17 protein-coding genes are annotated in these 17,707 nt (G+C 73.2%); 11 read left to right on the top strand and 6 right to left on the bottom strand.

Going from position 1 to position 17,707, the window contains the following annotated elements:
* Positions 1-310 precede the first annotated feature (310 nt).
* The 6 genes from ACFOX0_RS02065 to ACFOX0_RS02090 all read left to right on the top strand — a co-directional run bounded on the left by ACFOX0_RS02065 (position 311) and on the right by ACFOX0_RS02090 (position 5,698).
* Positions 311-436 carry a hypothetical protein gene (locus ACFOX0_RS02065; protein ID WP_377541649.1) on the top strand — a complete coding sequence of 42 codons (126 nt, stop codon included), beginning with the start codon at positions 311-313 and terminating at the stop codon, positions 434-436.
* 415 nt (positions 437-851) lie between these two features.
* On the top strand, positions 852-2,054 hold the full coding sequence (locus ACFOX0_RS02070) for a substrate-binding domain-containing protein (protein WP_377541650.1): 1,203 nt from the start codon (positions 852-854) through the stop codon (positions 2,052-2,054).
* 11 nt (positions 2,055-2,065) lie between these two features.
* Positions 2,066-2,809, top strand: a complete 744-nt coding sequence (locus tag ACFOX0_RS02075; RefSeq protein ID WP_377541651.1) for an ABC transporter ATP-binding protein — start codon at positions 2,066-2,068, stop codon at positions 2,807-2,809.
* 149 nt (positions 2,810-2,958) lie between these two features.
* On the top strand, positions 2,959-3,699 hold the full coding sequence (locus ACFOX0_RS02080) for an ABC transporter ATP-binding protein (RefSeq protein WP_377541652.1): 741 nt from the start codon (positions 2,959-2,961) through the stop codon (positions 3,697-3,699).
* Positions 3,696-4,586, top strand: a complete 891-nt coding sequence (locus ACFOX0_RS02085) for a branched-chain amino acid ABC transporter permease (RefSeq protein WP_377541653.1) — start codon at positions 3,696-3,698, stop codon at positions 4,584-4,586. Before ACFOX0_RS02080 ends, ACFOX0_RS02085 begins: the two co-directional genes overlap by 4 nt.
* On the top strand, positions 4,583-5,698 hold the full coding sequence (locus ACFOX0_RS02090; protein ID WP_377541654.1) for a branched-chain amino acid ABC transporter permease: 1,116 nt from the start codon (positions 4,583-4,585) through the stop codon (positions 5,696-5,698). The genes ACFOX0_RS02085 and ACFOX0_RS02090 overlap by 4 nt, the downstream gene beginning before the upstream one ends.
* A gap of 80 nt (positions 5,699-5,778) precedes the next feature.
* Here the strand turns inward: ACFOX0_RS02090 and ACFOX0_RS02095 are convergent, their stop codons facing one another.
* Positions 5,779-6,609, bottom strand: coding sequence for a hypothetical protein (locus ACFOX0_RS02095; RefSeq protein WP_377541655.1), 831 nt, complete (start codon positions 6,607-6,609; stop codon positions 5,779-5,781).
* A gap of 137 nt (positions 6,610-6,746) precedes the next feature.
* Between ACFOX0_RS02095 and ACFOX0_RS02100 the strand changes: the two genes are divergently transcribed.
* From ACFOX0_RS02100 to ACFOX0_RS02110, 3 genes are all read left to right on the top strand, one after another.
* Entirely contained in the window at positions 6,747-8,528 is a 1,782-nt protein-coding gene (locus tag ACFOX0_RS02100; RefSeq protein ID WP_377541656.1) for a BTAD domain-containing putative transcriptional regulator, read from the top strand.
* Between the two features lie 75 nt (positions 8,529-8,603).
* Positions 8,604-10,808 carry a DEAD/DEAH box helicase gene (locus ACFOX0_RS02105; RefSeq protein WP_377541658.1) on the top strand — a complete coding sequence of 735 codons (2,205 nt, stop codon included), beginning with the start codon at positions 8,604-8,606 and terminating at the stop codon, positions 10,806-10,808.
* A gap of 69 nt (positions 10,809-10,877) precedes the next feature.
* Entirely contained in the window at positions 10,878-11,879 is a 1,002-nt protein-coding gene (locus ACFOX0_RS02110) for a hypothetical protein (RefSeq protein ID WP_377541659.1), read from the top strand.
* A 38-nt stretch (positions 11,880-11,917) separates the two neighbouring features.
* Here ACFOX0_RS02110 and ACFOX0_RS02115 read toward each other — a convergent pair whose 3' ends face one another.
* Positions 11,918-12,337: a helix-turn-helix domain-containing protein gene (locus ACFOX0_RS02115; RefSeq protein WP_377541660.1), complete on the bottom strand. Its 420-nt coding sequence runs from the start codon at positions 12,335-12,337 to the stop codon at positions 11,918-11,920.
* Between the two features lie 112 nt (positions 12,338-12,449).
* Between ACFOX0_RS02115 and ACFOX0_RS02120 the strand changes: the two genes are divergently transcribed.
* On the top strand, positions 12,450-12,590 hold the full coding sequence (locus ACFOX0_RS02120) for a hypothetical protein (protein ID WP_377541661.1): 141 nt from the start codon (positions 12,450-12,452) through the stop codon (positions 12,588-12,590).
* A gap of 22 nt (positions 12,591-12,612) precedes the next feature.
* On the opposite strand, the gene ACFOX0_RS02125 is transcribed toward ACFOX0_RS02120, so the two are convergent.
* Positions 12,613-13,758 carry a class I SAM-dependent methyltransferase gene (locus ACFOX0_RS02125; protein ID WP_377541663.1) on the bottom strand — a complete coding sequence of 382 codons (1,146 nt, stop codon included), beginning with the start codon at positions 13,756-13,758 and terminating at the stop codon, positions 12,613-12,615.
* 117 nt (positions 13,759-13,875) lie between these two features.
* Positions 13,876-15,621 carry a DEAD/DEAH box helicase gene (locus ACFOX0_RS02130; protein WP_377541665.1) on the bottom strand — a complete coding sequence of 582 codons (1,746 nt, stop codon included), beginning with the start codon at positions 15,619-15,621 and terminating at the stop codon, positions 13,876-13,878.
* 320 nt (positions 15,622-15,941) lie between these two features.
* Between ACFOX0_RS02130 and ACFOX0_RS02135 the strand changes: the two genes are divergently transcribed.
* The gene (locus tag ACFOX0_RS02135; protein WP_377541666.1) at positions 15,942-16,604 is read left to right on the top strand and encodes a ferritin-like fold-containing protein; all 663 of its coding nucleotides are present in this window, start codon (positions 15,942-15,944) and stop codon (positions 16,602-16,604) included.
* Between the two features lie 111 nt (positions 16,605-16,715).
* Here the strand turns inward: ACFOX0_RS02135 and ACFOX0_RS02140 are convergent, their stop codons facing one another.
* Complete coding sequence (locus tag ACFOX0_RS02140; RefSeq protein ID WP_377541667.1) at positions 16,716-16,940, bottom strand: DUF3107 domain-containing protein; 225 nt, start codon at positions 16,938-16,940, stop codon at positions 16,716-16,718.
* A gap of 70 nt (positions 16,941-17,010) precedes the next feature.
* The gene (locus ACFOX0_RS02145) at positions 17,011-17,646 is read right to left on the bottom strand and encodes a TetR/AcrR family transcriptional regulator (protein ID WP_377541668.1); all 636 of its coding nucleotides are present in this window, start codon (positions 17,644-17,646) and stop codon (positions 17,011-17,013) included.
* Positions 17,647-17,707: the final 61 nt, after the last annotated feature.

Below are 17,707 nucleotides of genomic sequence, written 5' to 3' on the forward strand. Positions count from 1 at the left end.
ATAATGCGCTGAGGGGGATGAGTTGTCGGGTAGCTGACACCGGGCCGGTCTGCGTTGGTGCGTCCGCGCTGCGGGCGGTGAGGGCTTCTCCATCCGCGTGTCGGAGGGGCGAGCGTCGCATGGTGCGGTGGGTGGGCATTCACCCGCCGGTTTGTGAACGTCTGGTGTCACTCCCGCAGCACTAGATGCGCACGAACCGGCGGTCGCCCGGGTCGGCGGGTGCGTGGCTCGGTGGGTGTGGTTACTTCGCTGACGGGTCCGCGACGTAGGTGCCGCGACCCTGCCGGAGATCGACGCGATCGAGACCACGGTGTCGGCGGCGAACCGGCAGAACCTGCGCTACCGGGCCTTCTGCGACCGGGTCCCGACCGGCCCGCTGCGCTGCCTCCTGCCCGCCGCCCACCCCGGTCGCTGCGTCCCCGAACCCCCATCCTGACTTACCCCGACCCTCTACCCCCACCCACCGAGCCCCCACCCGTCACCCGCCACGAGGCGGGCGGAGATACCAGCAATGTCGGGGACATTGCTGCATCCGCGCGCCGAATAACAGCAAAGTCCCCGACATTGTCGGGACGGGAGCCGGTTGGGGCGGGCGCCTCGCGCCTGGGTGGGGTGGATCGACACAGGATGGGCGGTGGGTTGGGGGCGCGGCATCGGCCCGTGGCCGTTATCTGGCTGTGACCAAGTGTGGACTGTGTGGTGGGGCCATCCGATCGGTGTTACTTGTGGGTTTCCGCCACATAGCTCGTGTGTGACGTCACTTCTAGCGTGTGCCGACAACAAGCTCCCTTCCCCGTGTCCTCCGGGTCGACCGACCCGGAGCGACCACCTCCCCCACCTGGAGCGCACACATGACGGTCCGGACGACGCGGCGGGCACTGGTCACCGCCGCCGGCATGATGACGGTGGCGCTGGCCGCCACGGCCTGCGGCAGCCCGCAGAGCACCGCGAACGGCGGCGGTGGTGACGCGCCGGTGAAGGTCGGCCTGGTCTACTCGCAGTCGGGCGCGTTGGCCAGCTACGGAAAGCAGTACATCGAGGGTTTCAAGGCCGGGTTGTCGTACGCCACCAAGGGCAGCAACAAGGTCGGCAACCGTACGGTCGAGGTGACCGAGGTGGACGACGCGGGTGACCCGGCCAAGGCGGTGTCGGCGGCCAAGGACCTGATCGGCAAGGGCACGAAGATTATCGCCGGTTCGACGGCCTCCGGCGTGGCGTTGCAGGTCGCCCCGATCGCCGCGCAGAACAAGGTGCTGTTCATCTCCGGGCCGGCGGCCACCGACGGCGTCACCGGGGTCAACAAGTACACCTTCCGGTCCGGCCGGCAGTCCTACCAGGACGTCCTCACGGCCAAGTCGTTCATCGGCGAGCCGACCGGCAAGAAGGTGGTGGTGTTCGGCCAGGACAGCGCCTTCGGCAAGAGCAACGAGACGGCGGTGAAGGCGGTCCTCGGCGGCGCGGGCGCCACCGTCAGCAGCGTTCTCGCGCCGGCCAGCGCCACCGACTTCACCCCGTTCGCCAGTCAGCTCAAGGCGGCCAAGCCGGACCTGCTCTTCGTCGCCTGGGCCGGCACCTCCGCCCCGGCCATGTGGCAGAGCCTCGACCAGCAGGGCGTACTCGGCTCGACCACGGTGGTCACCGGGTTGGACATCCGGGCGTCCTGGGCCACCTTCGGCGCCGGCGGGACGAAGATCTCGTTCCTGTCGCACTACTTCGACGGTGCCAGCGACAACGACGCGGCCAAGGCCGCCAAGGCCGCGGTGCCCGGCGGCGTGCTCGACCTGTTCCACCCGGACGGCTTCGCCGCCGCGCAGCTGGTGGTCCGGGCGATCGAGCAGGGCGGCGACGACGTGGACAAGATGGTCAAGGGCCTGGAGGGCTGGAGCTTCGACGGGGTCAAGGGCCCGATGACCGTCCGGGCCGAGGACCATGCGCTGCTGCAGCCGATGTTCCAGGCCAAGCTCACCGGCACCGGTACGGCGATGAAGGCCGAGGCGCAGAAGACCCTGGCGCCGCAGGAGTGCGCGCCCCCGGTCGTGAGCATGAAGGGCTGACCGGAGTGACTGTGCTCGCGGTTCGGGGACTGACCTGGCGGATCGGTGAGGTCGCCATCGTCGACAACGTCCACCTGGACCTGGCGCCGGGGGAGTTCCTCGGCGTGATCGGGCCGAACGGCGCCGGCAAGACCTCGCTGTTCAACCTGGTCTCCGGGCTGCGCCCGGCCACCGAGGGGCGGCTGCTGCTGCACGGCCGGGACGTCGGGCATTTGCCTCCGCACCGGCGCGCCCGGCTCGGGCTGGGCCGCACCTTCCAGTCCTCGTCGGTGTTCGGGTCGCTGAGCGTACGGGAGAACGTCCGGCTCGCCGTACAGGCTCATCGTGGTGGGTCGATGCGGCTGTGGCGGCGGGCGGCGGCCGACCGGGACGTGCTGGTCGCCGCGGACGCGGCGCTGGACCGGGTGGGGCTGGCCGGCCGGCGGGACGCGCCGGCCGGCACCCTGGCGCACGGCGAGAAGCGCAAGCTGGAGATCGCCCTGCTGCTGGCCGGCGAACCGTCGGTGATGCTGCTGGACGAGCCGATGGCCGGGGTCAGCGCCGAGGACGTGCCGGAACTGGTCGAGGTGATCAGGTCGCTGACCGGGGAGGCCGGTCGGTCGGTGCTGATGGTGGAGCACCACATGGACGTCATCCTGCGGCTGGCCGACCGGATCGCGGTCATGCACCACGGCGCGCTGCTCGCCTGCGACACCCCGGAGACGGTGATGGCCAACCCGACCGTCCAACAGGCATACCTGGGGGAGGCTCTGTGAGCGCGAGGAGTGAGCCGGGTTTGCGAGCCCCGCAGTCGCGAACGGAAGGCGGCTCTGTGAGCGCGAGGAGTGAGCCGGGTTTGCGAGCCCTGCAGTCGCGAACGGAAGGCGGCCCTGCGAGGCTGGAGGGTGCCGCGGGCGGCGAACCGGTGCTGACCGTCACCGACCTGTCGGTGCGGATCGCCGGGCTGCACATCCTGCAGGGGGTGTCCTTCACGGTGGCGCCGACCGGGGTGACCGTGTTGCTCGGCCGCAACGGGGTCGGCAAGACCACCACCCTGCGGGCGATCGTCGGGCTGACGCCGCGCGGTGGTGAGGTGCGCGGGACGATCCGCACCGGGGCGCGGGGGCTGCTGAACCAGCCGACGTACCGGCTGGTCCGCGAGGGGTTCGGCTACGTGCCGGAGGACCGGTGCGTGTTCGCCGGGCTCACCGTCGCGGAGAACCTGCGGCTGGCCGAGCCGCGCGGGGCGCGGTCCGCCGGCGGCGAGCTGACCGCCGCGTACGACCGGGTCTATGACCTGTTCCCGGAGCTGCGCCGGCGCGGCCGGCAGCGGGCCGGGTCGCTGTCCGGCGGGCAGCAGCAGATGCTGGCCATCGGCCGGGTGTTGCTGCGGGACAACCGGCTGCTGCTGGTCGACGAGCCGACCAAGGGTCTCGCGCCGAAGGTGGTCACCGAGGTGGCCGAGGTGTTGGAACGGGTCGCGGAGGTGGTGCCGGTGCTGCTCGTCGAGCAGAACCTCGCGGTGGTACGCCGGTTGGCGCGGGACGCGGTCGTGCTGGCCGCCGGCCGGGTCGCCTGGGCCGGCGACGCCCGGGAGCTGCTGCGGGAGACGGCGCTGACCCGGTCGCTGCTGGGCGTCGGATCGAGCGAGGTGGCCACCTCATGAGCACGCTGGTGCTGCTGACGGTGACCGGGTTGGGGCTGGCCGCGCTGTACTTCCTGGTCGCCTCCGGGCTGTCGCTGGTGTTCGGGCTGGCCGACGTGCTCAACTTCGCGCACGGGCTGTTCCTGTCCGTCGGGGCGTACGCCACCTGGTGGGCGGCCGGCAACCTGCCCGGCGCCGGTGCCGACGGGTTCGGCTTCGTGCTGGCGGTCGCCTTCGGCGTGCTGGCCGGCGCGGTGGTGGCGATGCTGGTCGAGCTGGTGATGATCCGGCCGCTGTACGCCCGGCCGATCGAGCAGGTGCTGGTGACCGTGGGCCTGTCTCTGGCCGGGGTGGCGCTGTTGCAGGCCACCTGGGGCGCCGACCCGCGCAGCTTCCCCCGACCGGCCTGGACCCAGCGGGTCACCTCGGTGCTCGGCGCGAAGGTGCCGAACTCGGGGCTGCTGCTGATCGTCGCCGCGGTGGTGGTGCTCGCCGCGCTGCTCGGCCTGCTCCGCTACACCCGGTACGGCCTGGTGATCCGGGCCGGGGTGGAGAACCGGGAGATGGTCACCGCGCTCGGCATCGACGTGCGGAAGGCGTTCACCCTGGTCTTCGCGATCGGCGGGGCGGCGGCGGCGCTGGCCGGCGGGCTCGGCGGGGTCTACTTCGGGTCCGTGTCCCCGGGGCAGGGCGGGTCGCTGCTCATCTTCGCCTTCATCGTGGTGGTGATCGGCGGGATGGGTTCGGTGGTCGGCTCGGCGTACGCGGCCGTCGCGGTGGGCCTGCTGCAACAGTTCGTCAACTACTACGGCACCTCGGGGCTGGGTGACGTCTGCGTCGTCGCGCTGCTGGCGCTGGTGCTGTTGCTGCGCCCGCAGGGCATCGCCGGAAAGGTGGTTACCCCATGACCTCCACCGTCGAGGAGACGCCGCCGGCCGTGGTGCCGGACGAGGTGACCCCCGGCCGGCGGCGCCGGGTCGCGCCGCGGGTCTGGTTGCCGCTGTTGGTGTTGCTGCTGTTCGCCCTGCTGCCGTACTCGACGGTGGTGGTGCCGGGGGCGTTCGAGGGGCCGCTCAACTCGCCGGGCACCCTGCAACTGCTGGCCATCTGCCTGGTGTTCGGCGGTCTGGCGGCCGGTTACGACCTGCTGTTCGGGCGGACCGGCATGCTCTCGTTCGGGCACGCGCTGTACTTCGCGGCCGGCGTCTACGGCACTGACGTCCTGGTCACCCGGGCCGGCCTGCCGCTGTGGCAGGCGACCCTGTTCACCCTGGTCGGTGGGACTGTCCTGGCGGCGCTGCTGGGCGCGGTGGCGCTGCGTACGGTCGGGATCGCCTTCGCCATGGTGACGTTGGCGTTCGCCCAGGTGGCGGCGCTCGGAGTGGCCCGCGACTTCGGCGGGCTGACCGGCGGCGAGGAGGGACTGCCGCTGGACGTGTCCGGCCTGCCGGCCCCGCTGGTCGGGGTGGCCAACACGGTCAACCTGTACTGGCTGGCGCTGGCGTACCTGGTCCTGGTGGTGCTCCTGGTGCACCGGATCTCCGGGTCGCCGACCGGCCGGGTGCTGGCCGGGCTGCGCGACGACGAACGGCGGATCGGGGTGCTCGGGCTGGACCCGTACCGGTTCAAGCTGGTGGCGTTCACCGTCTCCGGCGCGCTGGCGGTGGCCGGCGGGGTGGTCTACTGCCTGCTGGTCGGCGGCGCCTCACCGCACGTCACCTCGTCGGAGTTGACCCTGTCGCTGTTGGTGATGGTGGTGCTGGGCGGCCCGGGGACCCGCTGGGGGCCGGTCCTGGGCGGGATGCTCTACATGTACCTCGACCATCGGTTGACCGCGTTCGGTTCGTCGGAGGCGGTGCGGTCGCTGCCCGGGGTGCTGCGCGGCCCGTTGTCCCAGCCGCTGTTCGTCCTGGGCACCGTGTTCGTGCTGGCCGTGTACTTCTTCCCGGGCGGGCTGGCCGCGCTGGCCGGCCGGCTGGGACCGCTGCGGAACCTGCGCCCGCGCCGATCGGACCGGTGACCCGGAAGGTCCCCCGGGCAGTCGGTACGGGCGGCGACCCCCCGTGTGGTCGCCGCCCGTACCGGTGCGCGCCGGTCGGATCAGCCGTTGAGCAGGTCGTACGCCGCCGCGGGCGCGTCCTGTGCCTGGTCGGCCGCGGGCGCGCCGAGCTTCGGCGCGTGACCGTATTCGCTGTACTTCACGACGTACGTGAAGGCCTTGTTCTTGCCCGCGGCCGGGACGTCCATGGTGAGCGAGGCGAGGTTGTGGTCCGGCCCGAGCGTGGCGCGGAACGGGATCGACTTCGCCTGCTGGCCCAACGCCTTCATCTGGTCGGCGTCCAGCACCTGGGCGGCGGTCCCGTCAGTGAGGTCGATGACGCCCGCGTACTCACCGTTGCCCTTGTCCTGCACCGTGGTGGCCGCGTTGAACAGGTGGCCGGCGTTGCCCTGGTCGGCGCCGTCGTACGCGGGGGTGGCGTCCTTGTCCGTGACCTTGGCCGGGTCGAGCTTCAACCACTTGTTCGGCAGCTTCGGCAGGCCGGTGACCCCCTTCGCGGCCTTGAAGCTCACCTTCATCCACACCTGTTGGCCGATGATCAGGTACCCCATCTGCATGGTGAAGCGGTGCTCCGGATCCTCGATGGAGGTGTTCAGCTGGATTGCCTTCGCCGCCGGGTCAACCGAGCCGGTGATGTCGTTCGTGGCGTCCTTGCCGGAGAAGCGGACCGGGCCCTTGGCGTCGTCCGGCACCGAGGCGAGCAGGATCTCCTTCGGTGACTTCGACGCGCTCGGTGCCGGGGACGCCGACCCCGCCGATCCGGCCCGTTCGACCGCGCCGCAACCGCTCACGCCGGCGACCGTCACCGCCAGGGCCGTCAGGGTCACGGTTCCGCGCCGGATCAGAGCCGTCGCGCCGGTGTGTCGTCTCATGCCTGTCTCTTTCTTCGGGGTGTCCGGTTCCTTGCAGGTGGTAAGTCTGCGGACGGACACTGCCGAATCACTGCCGATATGCTGCCGTCCGGCTGACGCGGACCGGATTCGCGCCGGCGGGAAGGCGGAGCGGGGGCATGGCCGGGATGCGGTTCGAGATCCTCGGGTCGCTGCGCGCCTGGCGGGACGGGTACGAGCTGGATCTCGGGCCGGGTAAGCAGCGGGCGGTGCTCGCGGTGCTGCTGCTGAACCCCGGTCGACCGGTCGGCACGGGTCAGATCATCGACGCGGTGTGGCCGGACGACCCGCCGGCGAACGGCCCGAACGTCGTGCAGAAGTACGTCGCCGGGCTGCGCCGGGTGCTGGAGCCGGACCGCTCTCCCCGAACACCCGGCCAGCTACTGACCCTCACCGACGCGGGATATCTGCTCCGGATCGACCCGGAGGCCGTCGACGCCGAGCGGTTCGAGCGAGGCGTCCAGCGGGCCCGGGCGGCTTTTGCCGCCGGTCGGCCGGCGGAGGCGGTGGCCGGTTTCCGGGCCGTCCTGGAAATGTGGCGGGCGGAGCCGCTGGCCGGACTGTCCGGCTCGTTCTTCGAGGCGACCCGGGTGCGGCTGACCGAGGCCCGGGCCACGGCGGTGGAGTCGCTGGCCGAGACCGAACTCGCCCTCGGCCGGCACCACGAGCTGATCGCCGAACTCGCCCGCCCGGTCGCCGAGTTCCCGGTCCGGGAGCGACTGCGCGGCCTGCTGATGCTGGCCCTGTACCGGTCCGGGCGGCAGGCGGACGCGCTCGGCGCGTTTCGCGAGATCCGGACCCTGCTCGCCGACGAGTACGGTCTGGAGCCCGGCCGGGAGCTGCAGGACCTGCACCAGCAGATCCTGCGCTCCGACCCGGCGCTGGCCGCGCCGACACCGGTGGCCGGACCGGATGCGCTGGCGGCGACGGCGCCGCCGACGGCGAGGGGGCCGGTGCCGGGGCAGCCGACCGTGCCGGAACAGCCGACCGTGCCGGAACAGCCGACCGTGCCGGGGCAGCCGACCGTGCCGGGGCAGCCGGTTTGGCCGGCGACTCCGGGGGCGGTCGTACCGGCCGGGTTGCCGTGGCCGGGGCCGGCCCTCCCGGCGGTCGGTGCCGCACCGGCGCGGGCCGGGTGGCCGCGTTGGCTGTCGGTGCTGGTCAACTTTCTCGCCGTGCTGCTCGTCCTGGCCAGCCTCGGCTACCTGACCTGGGCCGTGCTGCTCGGCTACGCCATCCGTCGACGCAGCCGCTGGCTGGGTGCGGCGGCGGCCGGATACTTCGCGCTGACCATGGCGGTGATCGTCGCGGTCGGGCCGGATCCGGTGGACGCGGAACCGGTCGGCCTCGACGACGCCCTGGTCTCCGCTCAGGTGGTTGTGGCCTGGCTGATCGGTGCGGTCCACGTCCTCCTGCTCAACCGGCTGCTCCGGGGACCGGGCCACCGCCGACGGGACGACTCCGAGGACGCGGAGCGGTCCGCCCGACGGGTGCTGCGGGAACGGGCCAGATACCTGCTGTACCACTACCCGACCGCTCGTACCGAGCTGCGGATCGGTCGCCCGGACCTGCCTCGCGACTACGACGACGGCGGGCTGATCGACATCAACGCCGTACCGGAGGAGGTGATCCACCGGTTGCCGGGCCTGCCGGCGGACCAGTGTCGCCAGATCGCCGTGGTCCGGCGGCTGCGGGGCGGTTTCCTGTCGATGGAGGATCTCGCGGCGCACTGTCTGCTCCCACCCGTTTCCACCGAGCCGCTCCGCGAGTTCCTGATCTTCCTGCCCCGCCCGCCGGCCGCGCAGCCGCCGCCCGTCGGGCAGCCGGTTCCGGACGGGCAGGCGCCGCCGGGCGAGCCGACCGGGTGGCCCGCACCGGTCACCGGGATCGTGGAGGGCTGACCACCGCCGCAACGCCGGACCGTCGCCGCGCCGGGCGGTCGGGTCGATGTCGTGGTGCGCTGGTAGAAAGGCCGGATGGGTAACGACCGGGCGGCGGTACGGGAGCGGGCCGAGGCGGTGCTGCGCCGGCTCGCCGGTGAGCGGGCCCGGCTGCGCGAGGACCAGTGGCGGGCGATCGAGGCGCTGGTCGTGGAGAAGCGTCGGGTGCTCTGCGTCCAGCGCACCGGCTGGGGCAAGTCCGCCGTCTACTTCGTCGCCACCGCCCTGCTGCGCGCGGGCGTCGGCGCCGCCGGCCCGGCGACCGGCGCCGGCACGGACACAGGCACGGACACCGGCACTGGCACCGCGACCGACCGGGGGAGCGCGGCCGGGCCGACGGTGATCGTCTCGCCGCTGCTGGCGTTGATGCGCAACCAGGTGGAGGCGGCCGCCCGGGCCGGAATCCACGCCCGGACGATCAACTCCGCCAACCTGGAGGAATGGGACGAGATCGCGGCCGAGGTGCACGCCGGTACGGTCGACGTCCTGCTGATCAGCCCGGAGCGACTCAACAACCCGGACTTCCGGGACAACGTCCTGCCCCGGCTCGCCGCCACCACCGGGCTGCTGGTGGTGGACGAGGCGCACTGCGTCTCCGACTGGGGCCACGACTTCCGGCCGGACTACCGCAGACTGCGGACCTTCCTGGCCGGGCTGCCGGAGCGGACCCCGGTGCTGGCCACCACCGCCACCGCCAACGCCCGGGTGACCGACGACGTCGCCGAGCAGCTCAGTGACGCGCTGGTGCTGCGCGGGCCGCTGGACCGCGAGTCGCTGCGGCTCGGCGTGATCGAGCTGCCCAGTGCGGCGCACCGGCTCGGCTGGCTTGCCGACCACCTCGACGAGCTGCCCGGCTCGGGGATCGTCTACACCCTCACCGTGGCGGCCGCCGGCGAGACGGCGGAGTTCCTGCGCGCGCGGGGCTGGTCGGTGGCCTCGTACACCGGCCAGGCCGAGGACGCGGACCGGCGCGCGGCGGAACAGGACCTGCTGGACAACAAGATCAAGGCCCTGGTGGCGACGTCGGCCCTGGGGATGGGTTTCGACAAGCCGGATCTCGGGTTCGTCGTGCACCTCGGGTCACCACCGTCGCCGATCGCCTACTACCAGCAGGTGGGCCGGGCCGGCCGGGCCGTCGAGCACGCCGAGGTGCTGCTCCTGCCCGGCCCCGAGGACCAGGCCATCTGGCGGTACTTCGCCTCGCTGGCGTTCCCGCCCGAGGAGCAGGTGCGCGGCGTGCTCGGCGCGTTGAGCCAGGACCGCCCGATGTCCACCCAGGCCCTGGAACCGATCGTCGACCTGCGGCGTACCCGGCTCGAACTGATGCTCAAGGTGCTCGACGTCGACGGCGCGGTCCGCCGGGTGCGCGGCGGGTGGCTGGCCACCGGCGAGCCGTGGGTCTACGACGAGGCCCGGTTGCGCCGCGTCGCCGAGGCGCGCACCGCCGAGCAGCGGGCGATGCGGGAGTACGTCAACGGCACCGGCTGCCGGATGGAGTTCCTCCGCCGGTGCCTGGACGACCCGGGAGCGGCGCCCTGCGGACGCTGCGACCGGTGCGCGGGAGCCAGGTTCGGTACCGACGTCTCCGCACCGGCGCTGTCCGCCGCGCAGGCGTACCTGGGCCGGCCGGGGGTGGAGATCCCGCCGAAGAAGATGTGGCCGACCGGGCTGGCCGCGGTCGGCGTACCGCTGAAGGGCAAGCTCGGCCCGGACGAGCAGGCGCTGCCGGGGCGGGCCGTGGGCCGGCTCTCCGACCTCGGCTGGGGTGGTCGGCTGCGCGGTCTGGTCGGCCCGGACGCGCCGGACGCGGACCTGCCGGACGACGTCGCGGGCGCGGTGGTCGAGGTGCTCAAGGCGTGGGCGCACGGTGATGATCCGTGGCCGGCGCGGCCGGTCGGGGTGGTCGCGGTCGGCTCGCGCGGCCGGCCGCGGTTGGTGCGCGGCCTGGCCGACCGGATCGCCACCGTCGGCCGGCTGCCGCTGCTGGGGGAGGTAACACCGGACCCGGCCGCGCCGGCCGGTGGCGGCGCGCGGGGCAACAGCGCCCAACGGGTACGCGCCCTGCACGACGCCTTCACCGTGCCGGCCGACCTGGCCGGCGCGCTGGCCGGGCTGACCGGCCCGGTGCTGCTGGTGGACGACCTGGTCGACTCGGGGTGGACGATGACGATGGTGGCCCGGCTGCTGCGCCGGGCCGGAGCCACGGGGGTGCTGCCGCTGGCCCTCGCGGTCGCCGGGTGAACCCACTGGCTGTCCCGCCGTCACCGGCAACACCACCCGCCACCCACCGTTTTGAGAGAATCTTGAACAGTGGACCACGAGGAAGAGATGCCGACCGTGCCGGACGGGACCCGGGCCGCAGGCGCCGGCGGATCGGCGGGACCGGTGGACCGGAGCACCCTGCGCCTCGGGCTGACCGTCGGCGGGCTGGTGCTCGCGCTGCTGGTCGGGTTCGGTCTGGGCCGGATCGGTGCCAACGGTGCCGCCGCGCCGGGTAACCCCGGTGTTCCCAGCCATACGCACGCGCCCGGCATCGGGCCGCACGACCATTCCGGCACCGGCACCGGCGACGGCGACGGCGGCCCGGGAACCGGGCAGGCCGGGGCCGAGGTGGGCGGGCTGTCGCTCAGTGCCGCCGGGCTGACCCTGGCGCCGGTGAGCGCCCCGACCGGCGTCGGCGCGGGGCAGGAGTTCCGGTTCCGGGTGCTGGGGGCCGACCGGCGACCGGTCACCGGGTACGCGGTCGTGCACGACAAGCCGATGCACCTGGTGGTCGCCCGTCGGGACCTGTCCGGCTACCAGCACCTGCACCCGACGATGGCACCGGACGGCACCTGGCAGGTTCCGCTGCGGCTGCCCGAGCCGGGGGTCTGGCGGGCGTACGCGGACTTCACCGCGGTGGACGACGCGGGCCGGCAGACGGCGGCCACCCTCGGGGTGGACCTGGTCGTCGCCGGCGACTACCGACCGCGGCCGCTGCCGGCGGCGGCCCGCGAGGCCACCGTCGACGGCTACCCGGTCACGTACCAGGGCACCCCGCAGGTCGGCGCGATCCAGCCGCTGCTGTTCCGGGTCTTCGCCGACGGGACCCCGGTCACCGCCCTGGAGCCGTACCTCGGCGCGTACGGGCACCTGGTGGCGCTGCGCGAGGGTGATCTCGGCTATCTGCACGTGCACCCGGAGCCGCAACCGGCCGGCGGCGCGGTGAAGTTCTGGCTCGCCGCGCCGAGCCCCGGGCGGTACCGGCTGTTCTTCGACTTCCGGCTCGGCGGGGTGGTCCGGACCGCCGCGTTCACCCTGGTCGTGCCGTAACGCCCGAGGTCGCCGCCGGGGAGCGCCCGGCGGGGCGCTCAGCCGGCGGCCCGGCGGTCGGCGGGGCGGGCCAAATAGCGGAGCAGGTCGCGGATCGTCTTCTTCTCGTCGGCCGACACGCGTGGGTCGGCCAACCGGCGCTGGATGGCCCGGATGTCCGCGTCGGCGGTGTCCGGACCGCGCTGCCGCCCGGCGACGGGCGCTCCGTCGGGTACGCCGAGGGCCCGGAACGCGGCGGCCACCGGTACGTCCAGCGCGGCGCAGAAGCCACGCACCTTGGCCAACTCGGGGTAGTCCTGCCAGTCGCCGGCCAGCCAGCGGAACACGGTGGACCGGCCGACGCCGGTGTGCGCGGCCAGGTCGCTGACCGTCCAGCCGCGTTCGTCCCGCGCGTCGTCGATCGCCCGCCGGACGAACCGGGCGAAGGCCTGCTGCGGCGACTCCTGTGCGGCGCCCATACCCGACCGGTCCCTCTCTGCCCTGGCCCCTCGGGCGGGATCCAGCTTCCTTGAGGGTAGTGCCCCCAGGGGCGGGCGCAAACGAGGATGCGGACGTACCGAGCGTGATCGTTTGGACATCTCCTGGAACGCGTTCGCGGCGGCCGGCAACTCCGACAGCCCGGCGAACGTCGTGCCGTTCCCGACGATGGCCTACGACTCGGCGGGCGGCGGTCGCCGGGGATCGGACAACGGCGGCGAGCGACGGAACTGAGCGGCGGCGGACCGCCGTCGGCTCAGCTCTCGGCCAGCAGGGTCGCCAGGCGCGGGGTGACCTGCCACTGCCGGACCAGTTCGCGGTACTCCTCGTGCTGCCGCGCGGTCGGCTCGGCACCGGTCAGCCGGGCCCGCAGCAACAGGTTGCGTGGCGTGTGCGCGGAGTCGACGAACTCCACCACGTCGACCCGGTAGCCGCGCAACCGCAGCAGCGCCGCCCGCAGCGAGTCGGTGAGCACGTCGGCGAACCGCTCGCGCAGGATGCCCTGCCGGGTGAGCAGCTCGTACGGCTCCGGGGCGGGCCGGTCCCGCAACTGTGCCGCCAGGTCGTGGTGGCAGCACGGGGCGGCGAGCACCCAGCGCGCGTTCCACCGCACCGCCCGGGCGAGCGCCTCGTCGGTGGCGGTGTCGCAGGCGTGCAGGGCCAGTACCAGGTCGACGGGGGGCCGCACCGGCGCGTCCAGGTTCGTACCGGCCACGAAACCGACCCGGTCGGCGCAGCCCAGCCGCTCGGCGAGTTCGGTGTTGCGCCGCCGCTGGTCGTCCCGGACGTCCACGCCGACGATCTCGACGTCCAGACCCCGGCCGGACAGGTAACGGTAGGCCGCGAAGGTGAGGTACGCGTTGCCGCAGCCGAGGTCGACCACCCGCAGCCGGTCGGGCAGTTGGTCGGGCAGGGTGGCCGCCAACGCCCGCAGGAACGCGTCGACCTGGCGGCGCTTGGCGGCGGTGCCGCCGATTACGGCGAACAGCGGATCACCCGGGTCGAGCAGGTGCTCCCTGGTCCGGTCGTGGCCCGCCGCGACGGTCGGGCGCGGCTCGGTCGTGGCCCGGTGCAGTTGCGCGTCGCCCTTCTTGGTCACCCGGAGCTGGACGGTGGCCGTGGCGGTCTCCACGTGCCAGTTGCCGAACGGCTCGGCCAGCAGCGCGTCGACGGCGGCGTCGGCCTCCGGCCCGGACGGCACGTTGCGGGTGTGCGGTCGGGCTCCGTCGAAGGTGGCGATCTGCAGCCGGACACCGGACTTGAGGGTGACCGGGCGCAACTCGGCGCGTACCACCGAGGGGGCCTGCCCACGGCGGCGCCCGGCGGCGACGGCGCGGGTCAGACCCGGGCCCAGCAGCAGCGAGCGGACCTCGGCCAGGGCGGTGTCCAGCGGTTGGGGCATCGGTTCATCATCCTGTCTGCGTCGCCGCGGGCGCCCGACGGGCCCCGGTCGGCGCGGAAAGCCCCTCCGGCGGCGCGGTCGGCGCCGACGGAGGGGCGGTGGTGCGGGAGATCGCGGTCAGGCGGTGGTCGGGTCGGCGTCGGTCGAGCCGGTCGACGCGGCGGACTCGCCGCGCGAACCGCGCCCACCGCGACGGCGCCGCCGCCGGGACGGCCGGCCGCGGCCGGCCTCGTCGGTGCCGGTCGACTCGCCGCGGGCCTCGACCAGGGTCGAGGTCTCGCCGCCGCCGGTGGTGGCGGTTGCGGTGGCCTCCGCCGTGCCGGCGTCGCCGGAGACGACCTCGCCGGCCCGGCGACGTCGCCGGCGACGCGGGCTGCGGCCCGCCTCGTCGTCGCCGGCCTGCTCGGGAACGGCCGCGTCGGGCGCGGAGTCGGACCGGCGCCGACCGCGGTCACGGTCACGCTCGCCCCGACCGCGCTCGCCCCGACCGTGCTCGCCCCGGCCGCCACCGGCACCACCGGTACGCCGCTGACCGCGCGGCCGACCGCCGCCCAGGTCCTCCTCGACCTCGGCGGACAGGCCGGCGCGGGTGCGCTCGGCGGTCGGCAGGGTGCCGGAGATGTCGGTCGGGATCGACAGGTCGGTGTAGAGGTGCGCCGAGGTGTGGTACGTCTCCGGCGGCTCCGGCATGTCCAGCCCGAGCGTCTTGTCGATGATGCGCCAGCGGGGTACGTCGTCCCAGTCGACGAAGGTCACCGCGACACCGGTGGCGCCGGCCCGGCCGGTACGACCGATCCGGTGCGTGTAGGTGTCCTGGTCCTCCGGGCAGTCGTAGTTGATGACGTGGGTGACGCCGGTGACGTCCAGGCCCCGGGCCGCCACGTCGGTGGCGACCAGAATATCGATCTTGCCGGTGCGGAACGCCCGCAGCGCCCGTTCCCGGGCCCCCTGGCCGAGGTCACCGTGCACCGCGGCCACGGCGAAGCCGCGGAAGTCGAGGTCCTCGGCGACCCGGTCGGCGGCCCGCTTGGTCCGAGTGAAGATCATCGTCAGGCCCCGGCCCTCGGCCTGCAGGATCCGGGCCACGATCTCGACCTTGTTCAGCGAGTGGGTCCGGTAGACCAGCTGCACGGTCTGCGGGGACGGGCCGGTCTCGGCGGTGTGCCCGGCGTGGATCGTCATCGGCTGGCGCAGGAAGCGCCGGGACAGGGTGACGATCGGATCGGGCATGGTCGCCGAGAACAGCATGGTCTGCCGGTCCTCCGGCAGCATCGCCAGGATCTTCTCGACGTCGTCCAGGAAGCCCAGGTCGAGCATCCGGTCGGCCTCGTCGAGGACCAGCGCGCGGATCCGGTCCAGCCGCAGGTGCTTCTGCTTGGCCAGGTCCATCAGCCGGCCCGGCGTGCCGACCAGGATCTCGACGCCGCGGCGCAGCGCCTCGATCTGCGGCTCGTAGGCCACCCCGCCGTAGATCGGCAGGACGCGTACGCCGCGGGTCCGGCCGGCGGCGGCCAGGTCCTTGGCGACCTGCAGACCCAGCTCCCGGGTCGGTACGACGACCAGGGCCTGCGGCACGCCGTCGCTGCCCTCGGCGGGAGTGAGGACCCGCTCCAGCAGCGGGATGCCGAAGCCGAGCGTCTTTCCGGTGCCGGTCGGCGCCTGGCCGATCAGGTCACCGCCGCGCAGCGCGATCGGGATGGCGTACTCCTGGATGGCGAAGGCGCGGAGGATGCCGCCCTCGGCCAGCGCGTCGACGGTTTCCTGACGCGCGCCCAGCTCGGCGAAGGTCGGTGCCTCGGGCCGGACCGGCTTGGTGGCGGCGAGCTCCGTGCCGCCGGTGATTGTCTCGATGTTGTCGCTCATCTGGTTGTGGGGGTGCCCTCTCGTGGTGCGCCCCGTCAGGTGGCGAAGGGCGCGGTATCGGTATGGGCGCGGGCCACACGGTCCGAGGCGGATCGCCAGGGTCGGACCGGGCCGCACGCGCACCGCAGGCAGGGATTTCGACGATCTCGATGCCCGCGGCAACTGATTCATGCTACCTGAGCCGGGCCGTTGTCGCCGACAGTGGCGTGATCCGACCGCCACCCGGGGTGTTCGGGAGTGACATCCGTTACTCCGGGACGGTCGCGGGCGGGAAAGATCCGCGGGTGATTTCCGCCACGATGAGCGGTAGCCTCCCGGGCGTGCCCGCCCTTCCGGATTCCCCCGTCGATCCGGCCGTGGTCGACCTGCTCGGCCTGGTCGCGTACGGCGAGCTGCTGGCCTTCGACCGGATGGCCGCCGATGCCCGGCTCGCGCCCGACCTGCCGCGTCGGGCCGTGCTGAGCGAGATGGCGGCCCGGGAGATCGACTGCTACCGCCGGCTCGCCGACCGGCTGACCGAGCTGGGTACGCCCCCCGAGGTCGCCATGGCGCCCTACGTCGAGGCGCTGCAGGGCTACCACGACTCCACCGAGCCGAAGGACTGGCTGGAGGCGCTGACCAAGGCGTACCTGGGTGACGCGGTCGCCGACGACTTCTTCCGGACGGTCGCCGACCACCTGGCCGAGCCGGACCGCCGGTTGGTGCTGGAGGTGCTGCACGACTCGCACTACGACGAGTTCGCCCGGCGGGAGATCCGGGACGCCATCGCGGCCGATCCGAAGGTGGCCAACCGGTTGTCGATGTGGGCCCGCCGGCTGGTCGGCGAGGGGATCTCCCAGGCCGGTCGGCTCGCCGCGGAACGGCCCGCGCTGGCCGGCCTGATCATGGGCGGCCCGGGCGACCGGGCCGGGGTGCCGGAGCTGTTCGAGCGGCTGACGACCGCGCACACCGCGCGGATGGCCGAGGTCGGGTTGAACAACTGAACCTTTTCAACCTCCCCGTGCGGACCGTCGGCCGAGGTGCGGGCGGCGCGCGGTCCAGGTTGAAAAGGTTCACTGAACCGGCGGTCGGTCACCCGACCGCCGGCCGGCGGTTCAGCGCGCCACGAACCCGACGGAACGGGGCGACGCCTCGGCGATCTCGACGTAGGCGACCTTGCTGACCGGGACGATGACCCGGCGGCCCTTCTCGTCGGTCAGCGACAGCGTGCCCTCGCCGCCGAGCGCGTCGGCGACGATCCGCTCGATCTCGGCCGGGGTCTGCGCGCTCTCCAGCACCAGCTCGCGCGGCGCGTACTGCACGCCGATCTTGACCTCCACTCACAGCCTCCTCGTTCAGGGCGAAAACACGCCGATCAGAAGGCTATCCGATCGGCGCCGGGGGTGACGGTCAGGCCGACTCACCGTGCAGCGGAAAGCTGGCGATGCCGCGCCAGTTGAGGCTGGCGACCAGGGCCTCGGCCTCCGCCTTGGGCACCTGCCGACCACCGGCCAGCCAGAACTGGGCCGCCGTCTCGGCGGCGCCGACCAGACCCGAGGCGAGCAGTTCGGCCCGGGCCTGACTCACCCCGGTGTCCGCCATGATCGTGTCGGTGATCGCGGCGATGCAGCCCTTCTCCACCCGCTCGACCCGCTCCCGCACCGCCGGATCGTTGCGCAGGTCCGACTCGAAGACCAGTCGGAACGCCTCGCTCTCGTGGTCGACGAAATCGAAGTACGCCCGGACCGCGCCGTCCACCCGCTCCCGGTTGTCGTTGGTGCCCTCCATGGCCCGGCGGACATTGGCGACGATGGCGTCACAGTGGGTGTCCAGCAAGGCCAGATACAGTTCGAGCTTGCCGGGGAAGTGCTGGTAGAGAACCGGTTTCGACACTCCCGCCCGTTCGGCGATGTCGTCCATCGCGGCTGAGTGGTAACCCTGCGCGACGAACACCTCCTGCGCGGCGGTTAGCAGTTGCTTGCGCCGAGCCGAACGGGGCAGCCGGGTGGGTCGTCCGGCCGTCTGTGCGCCGCTGCCCGCAGTCATCTGGGCACCTCCGAATTTCAGCTTGCCGCGGTGGACCGAATGACAGCGTCCTACCGCGGTG

It is taken from the genome of Micromonospora zhanjiangensis, from assembly GCF_042650605.1.
Lineage (GTDB): Bacteria > Actinomycetota > Actinomycetes > Mycobacteriales > Micromonosporaceae > Micromonospora_J > Micromonospora_J zhanjiangensis.

Bases quoted from the DNA above. Each gene is read 5' to 3' on its own strand.
- ACFOX0_RS02125 (WP_377541663.1), bottom strand. From the start codon at position 13,758: ATGCCCCAACCGCTGGACACCGCCCTGGCCGAGGTCCGCTCGCTGCTG.
- ACFOX0_RS02085 (WP_377541653.1), top strand. From the start codon at position 3,696: ATGAGCACGCTGGTGCTGCTGACGGTGACCGGGTTGGGGCTGGCCGCG.
- ACFOX0_RS02105 (WP_377541658.1), top strand. From the start codon at position 8,604: ATGGGTAACGACCGGGCGGCGGTACGGGAGCGGGCCGAGGCGGTGCTG.
- ACFOX0_RS02145 (WP_377541668.1), bottom strand. From the start codon at position 17,646: ATGACTGCGGGCAGCGGCGCACAGACGGCCGGACGACCCACCCGGCTG.
- ACFOX0_RS02130 (WP_377541665.1), bottom strand. From the start codon at position 15,621: ATGAGCGACAACATCGAGACAATCACCGGCGGCACGGAGCTCGCCGCC.
- ACFOX0_RS02115 (WP_377541660.1), bottom strand. From the start codon at position 12,337: ATGGGCGCCGCACAGGAGTCGCCGCAGCAGGCCTTCGCCCGGTTCGTC.
- ACFOX0_RS02070 (WP_377541650.1), top strand. From the start codon at position 852: ATGACGGTCCGGACGACGCGGCGGGCACTGGTCACCGCCGCCGGCATG.
- ACFOX0_RS02100 (WP_377541656.1), top strand. From the start codon at position 6,747: ATGGCCGGGATGCGGTTCGAGATCCTCGGGTCGCTGCGCGCCTGGCGG.
- ACFOX0_RS02095 (WP_377541655.1), bottom strand. From the start codon at position 6,609: ATGAGACGACACACCGGCGCGACGGCTCTGATCCGGCGCGGAACCGTG.
- ACFOX0_RS02090 (WP_377541654.1), top strand. From the start codon at position 4,583: ATGACCTCCACCGTCGAGGAGACGCCGCCGGCCGTGGTGCCGGACGAG.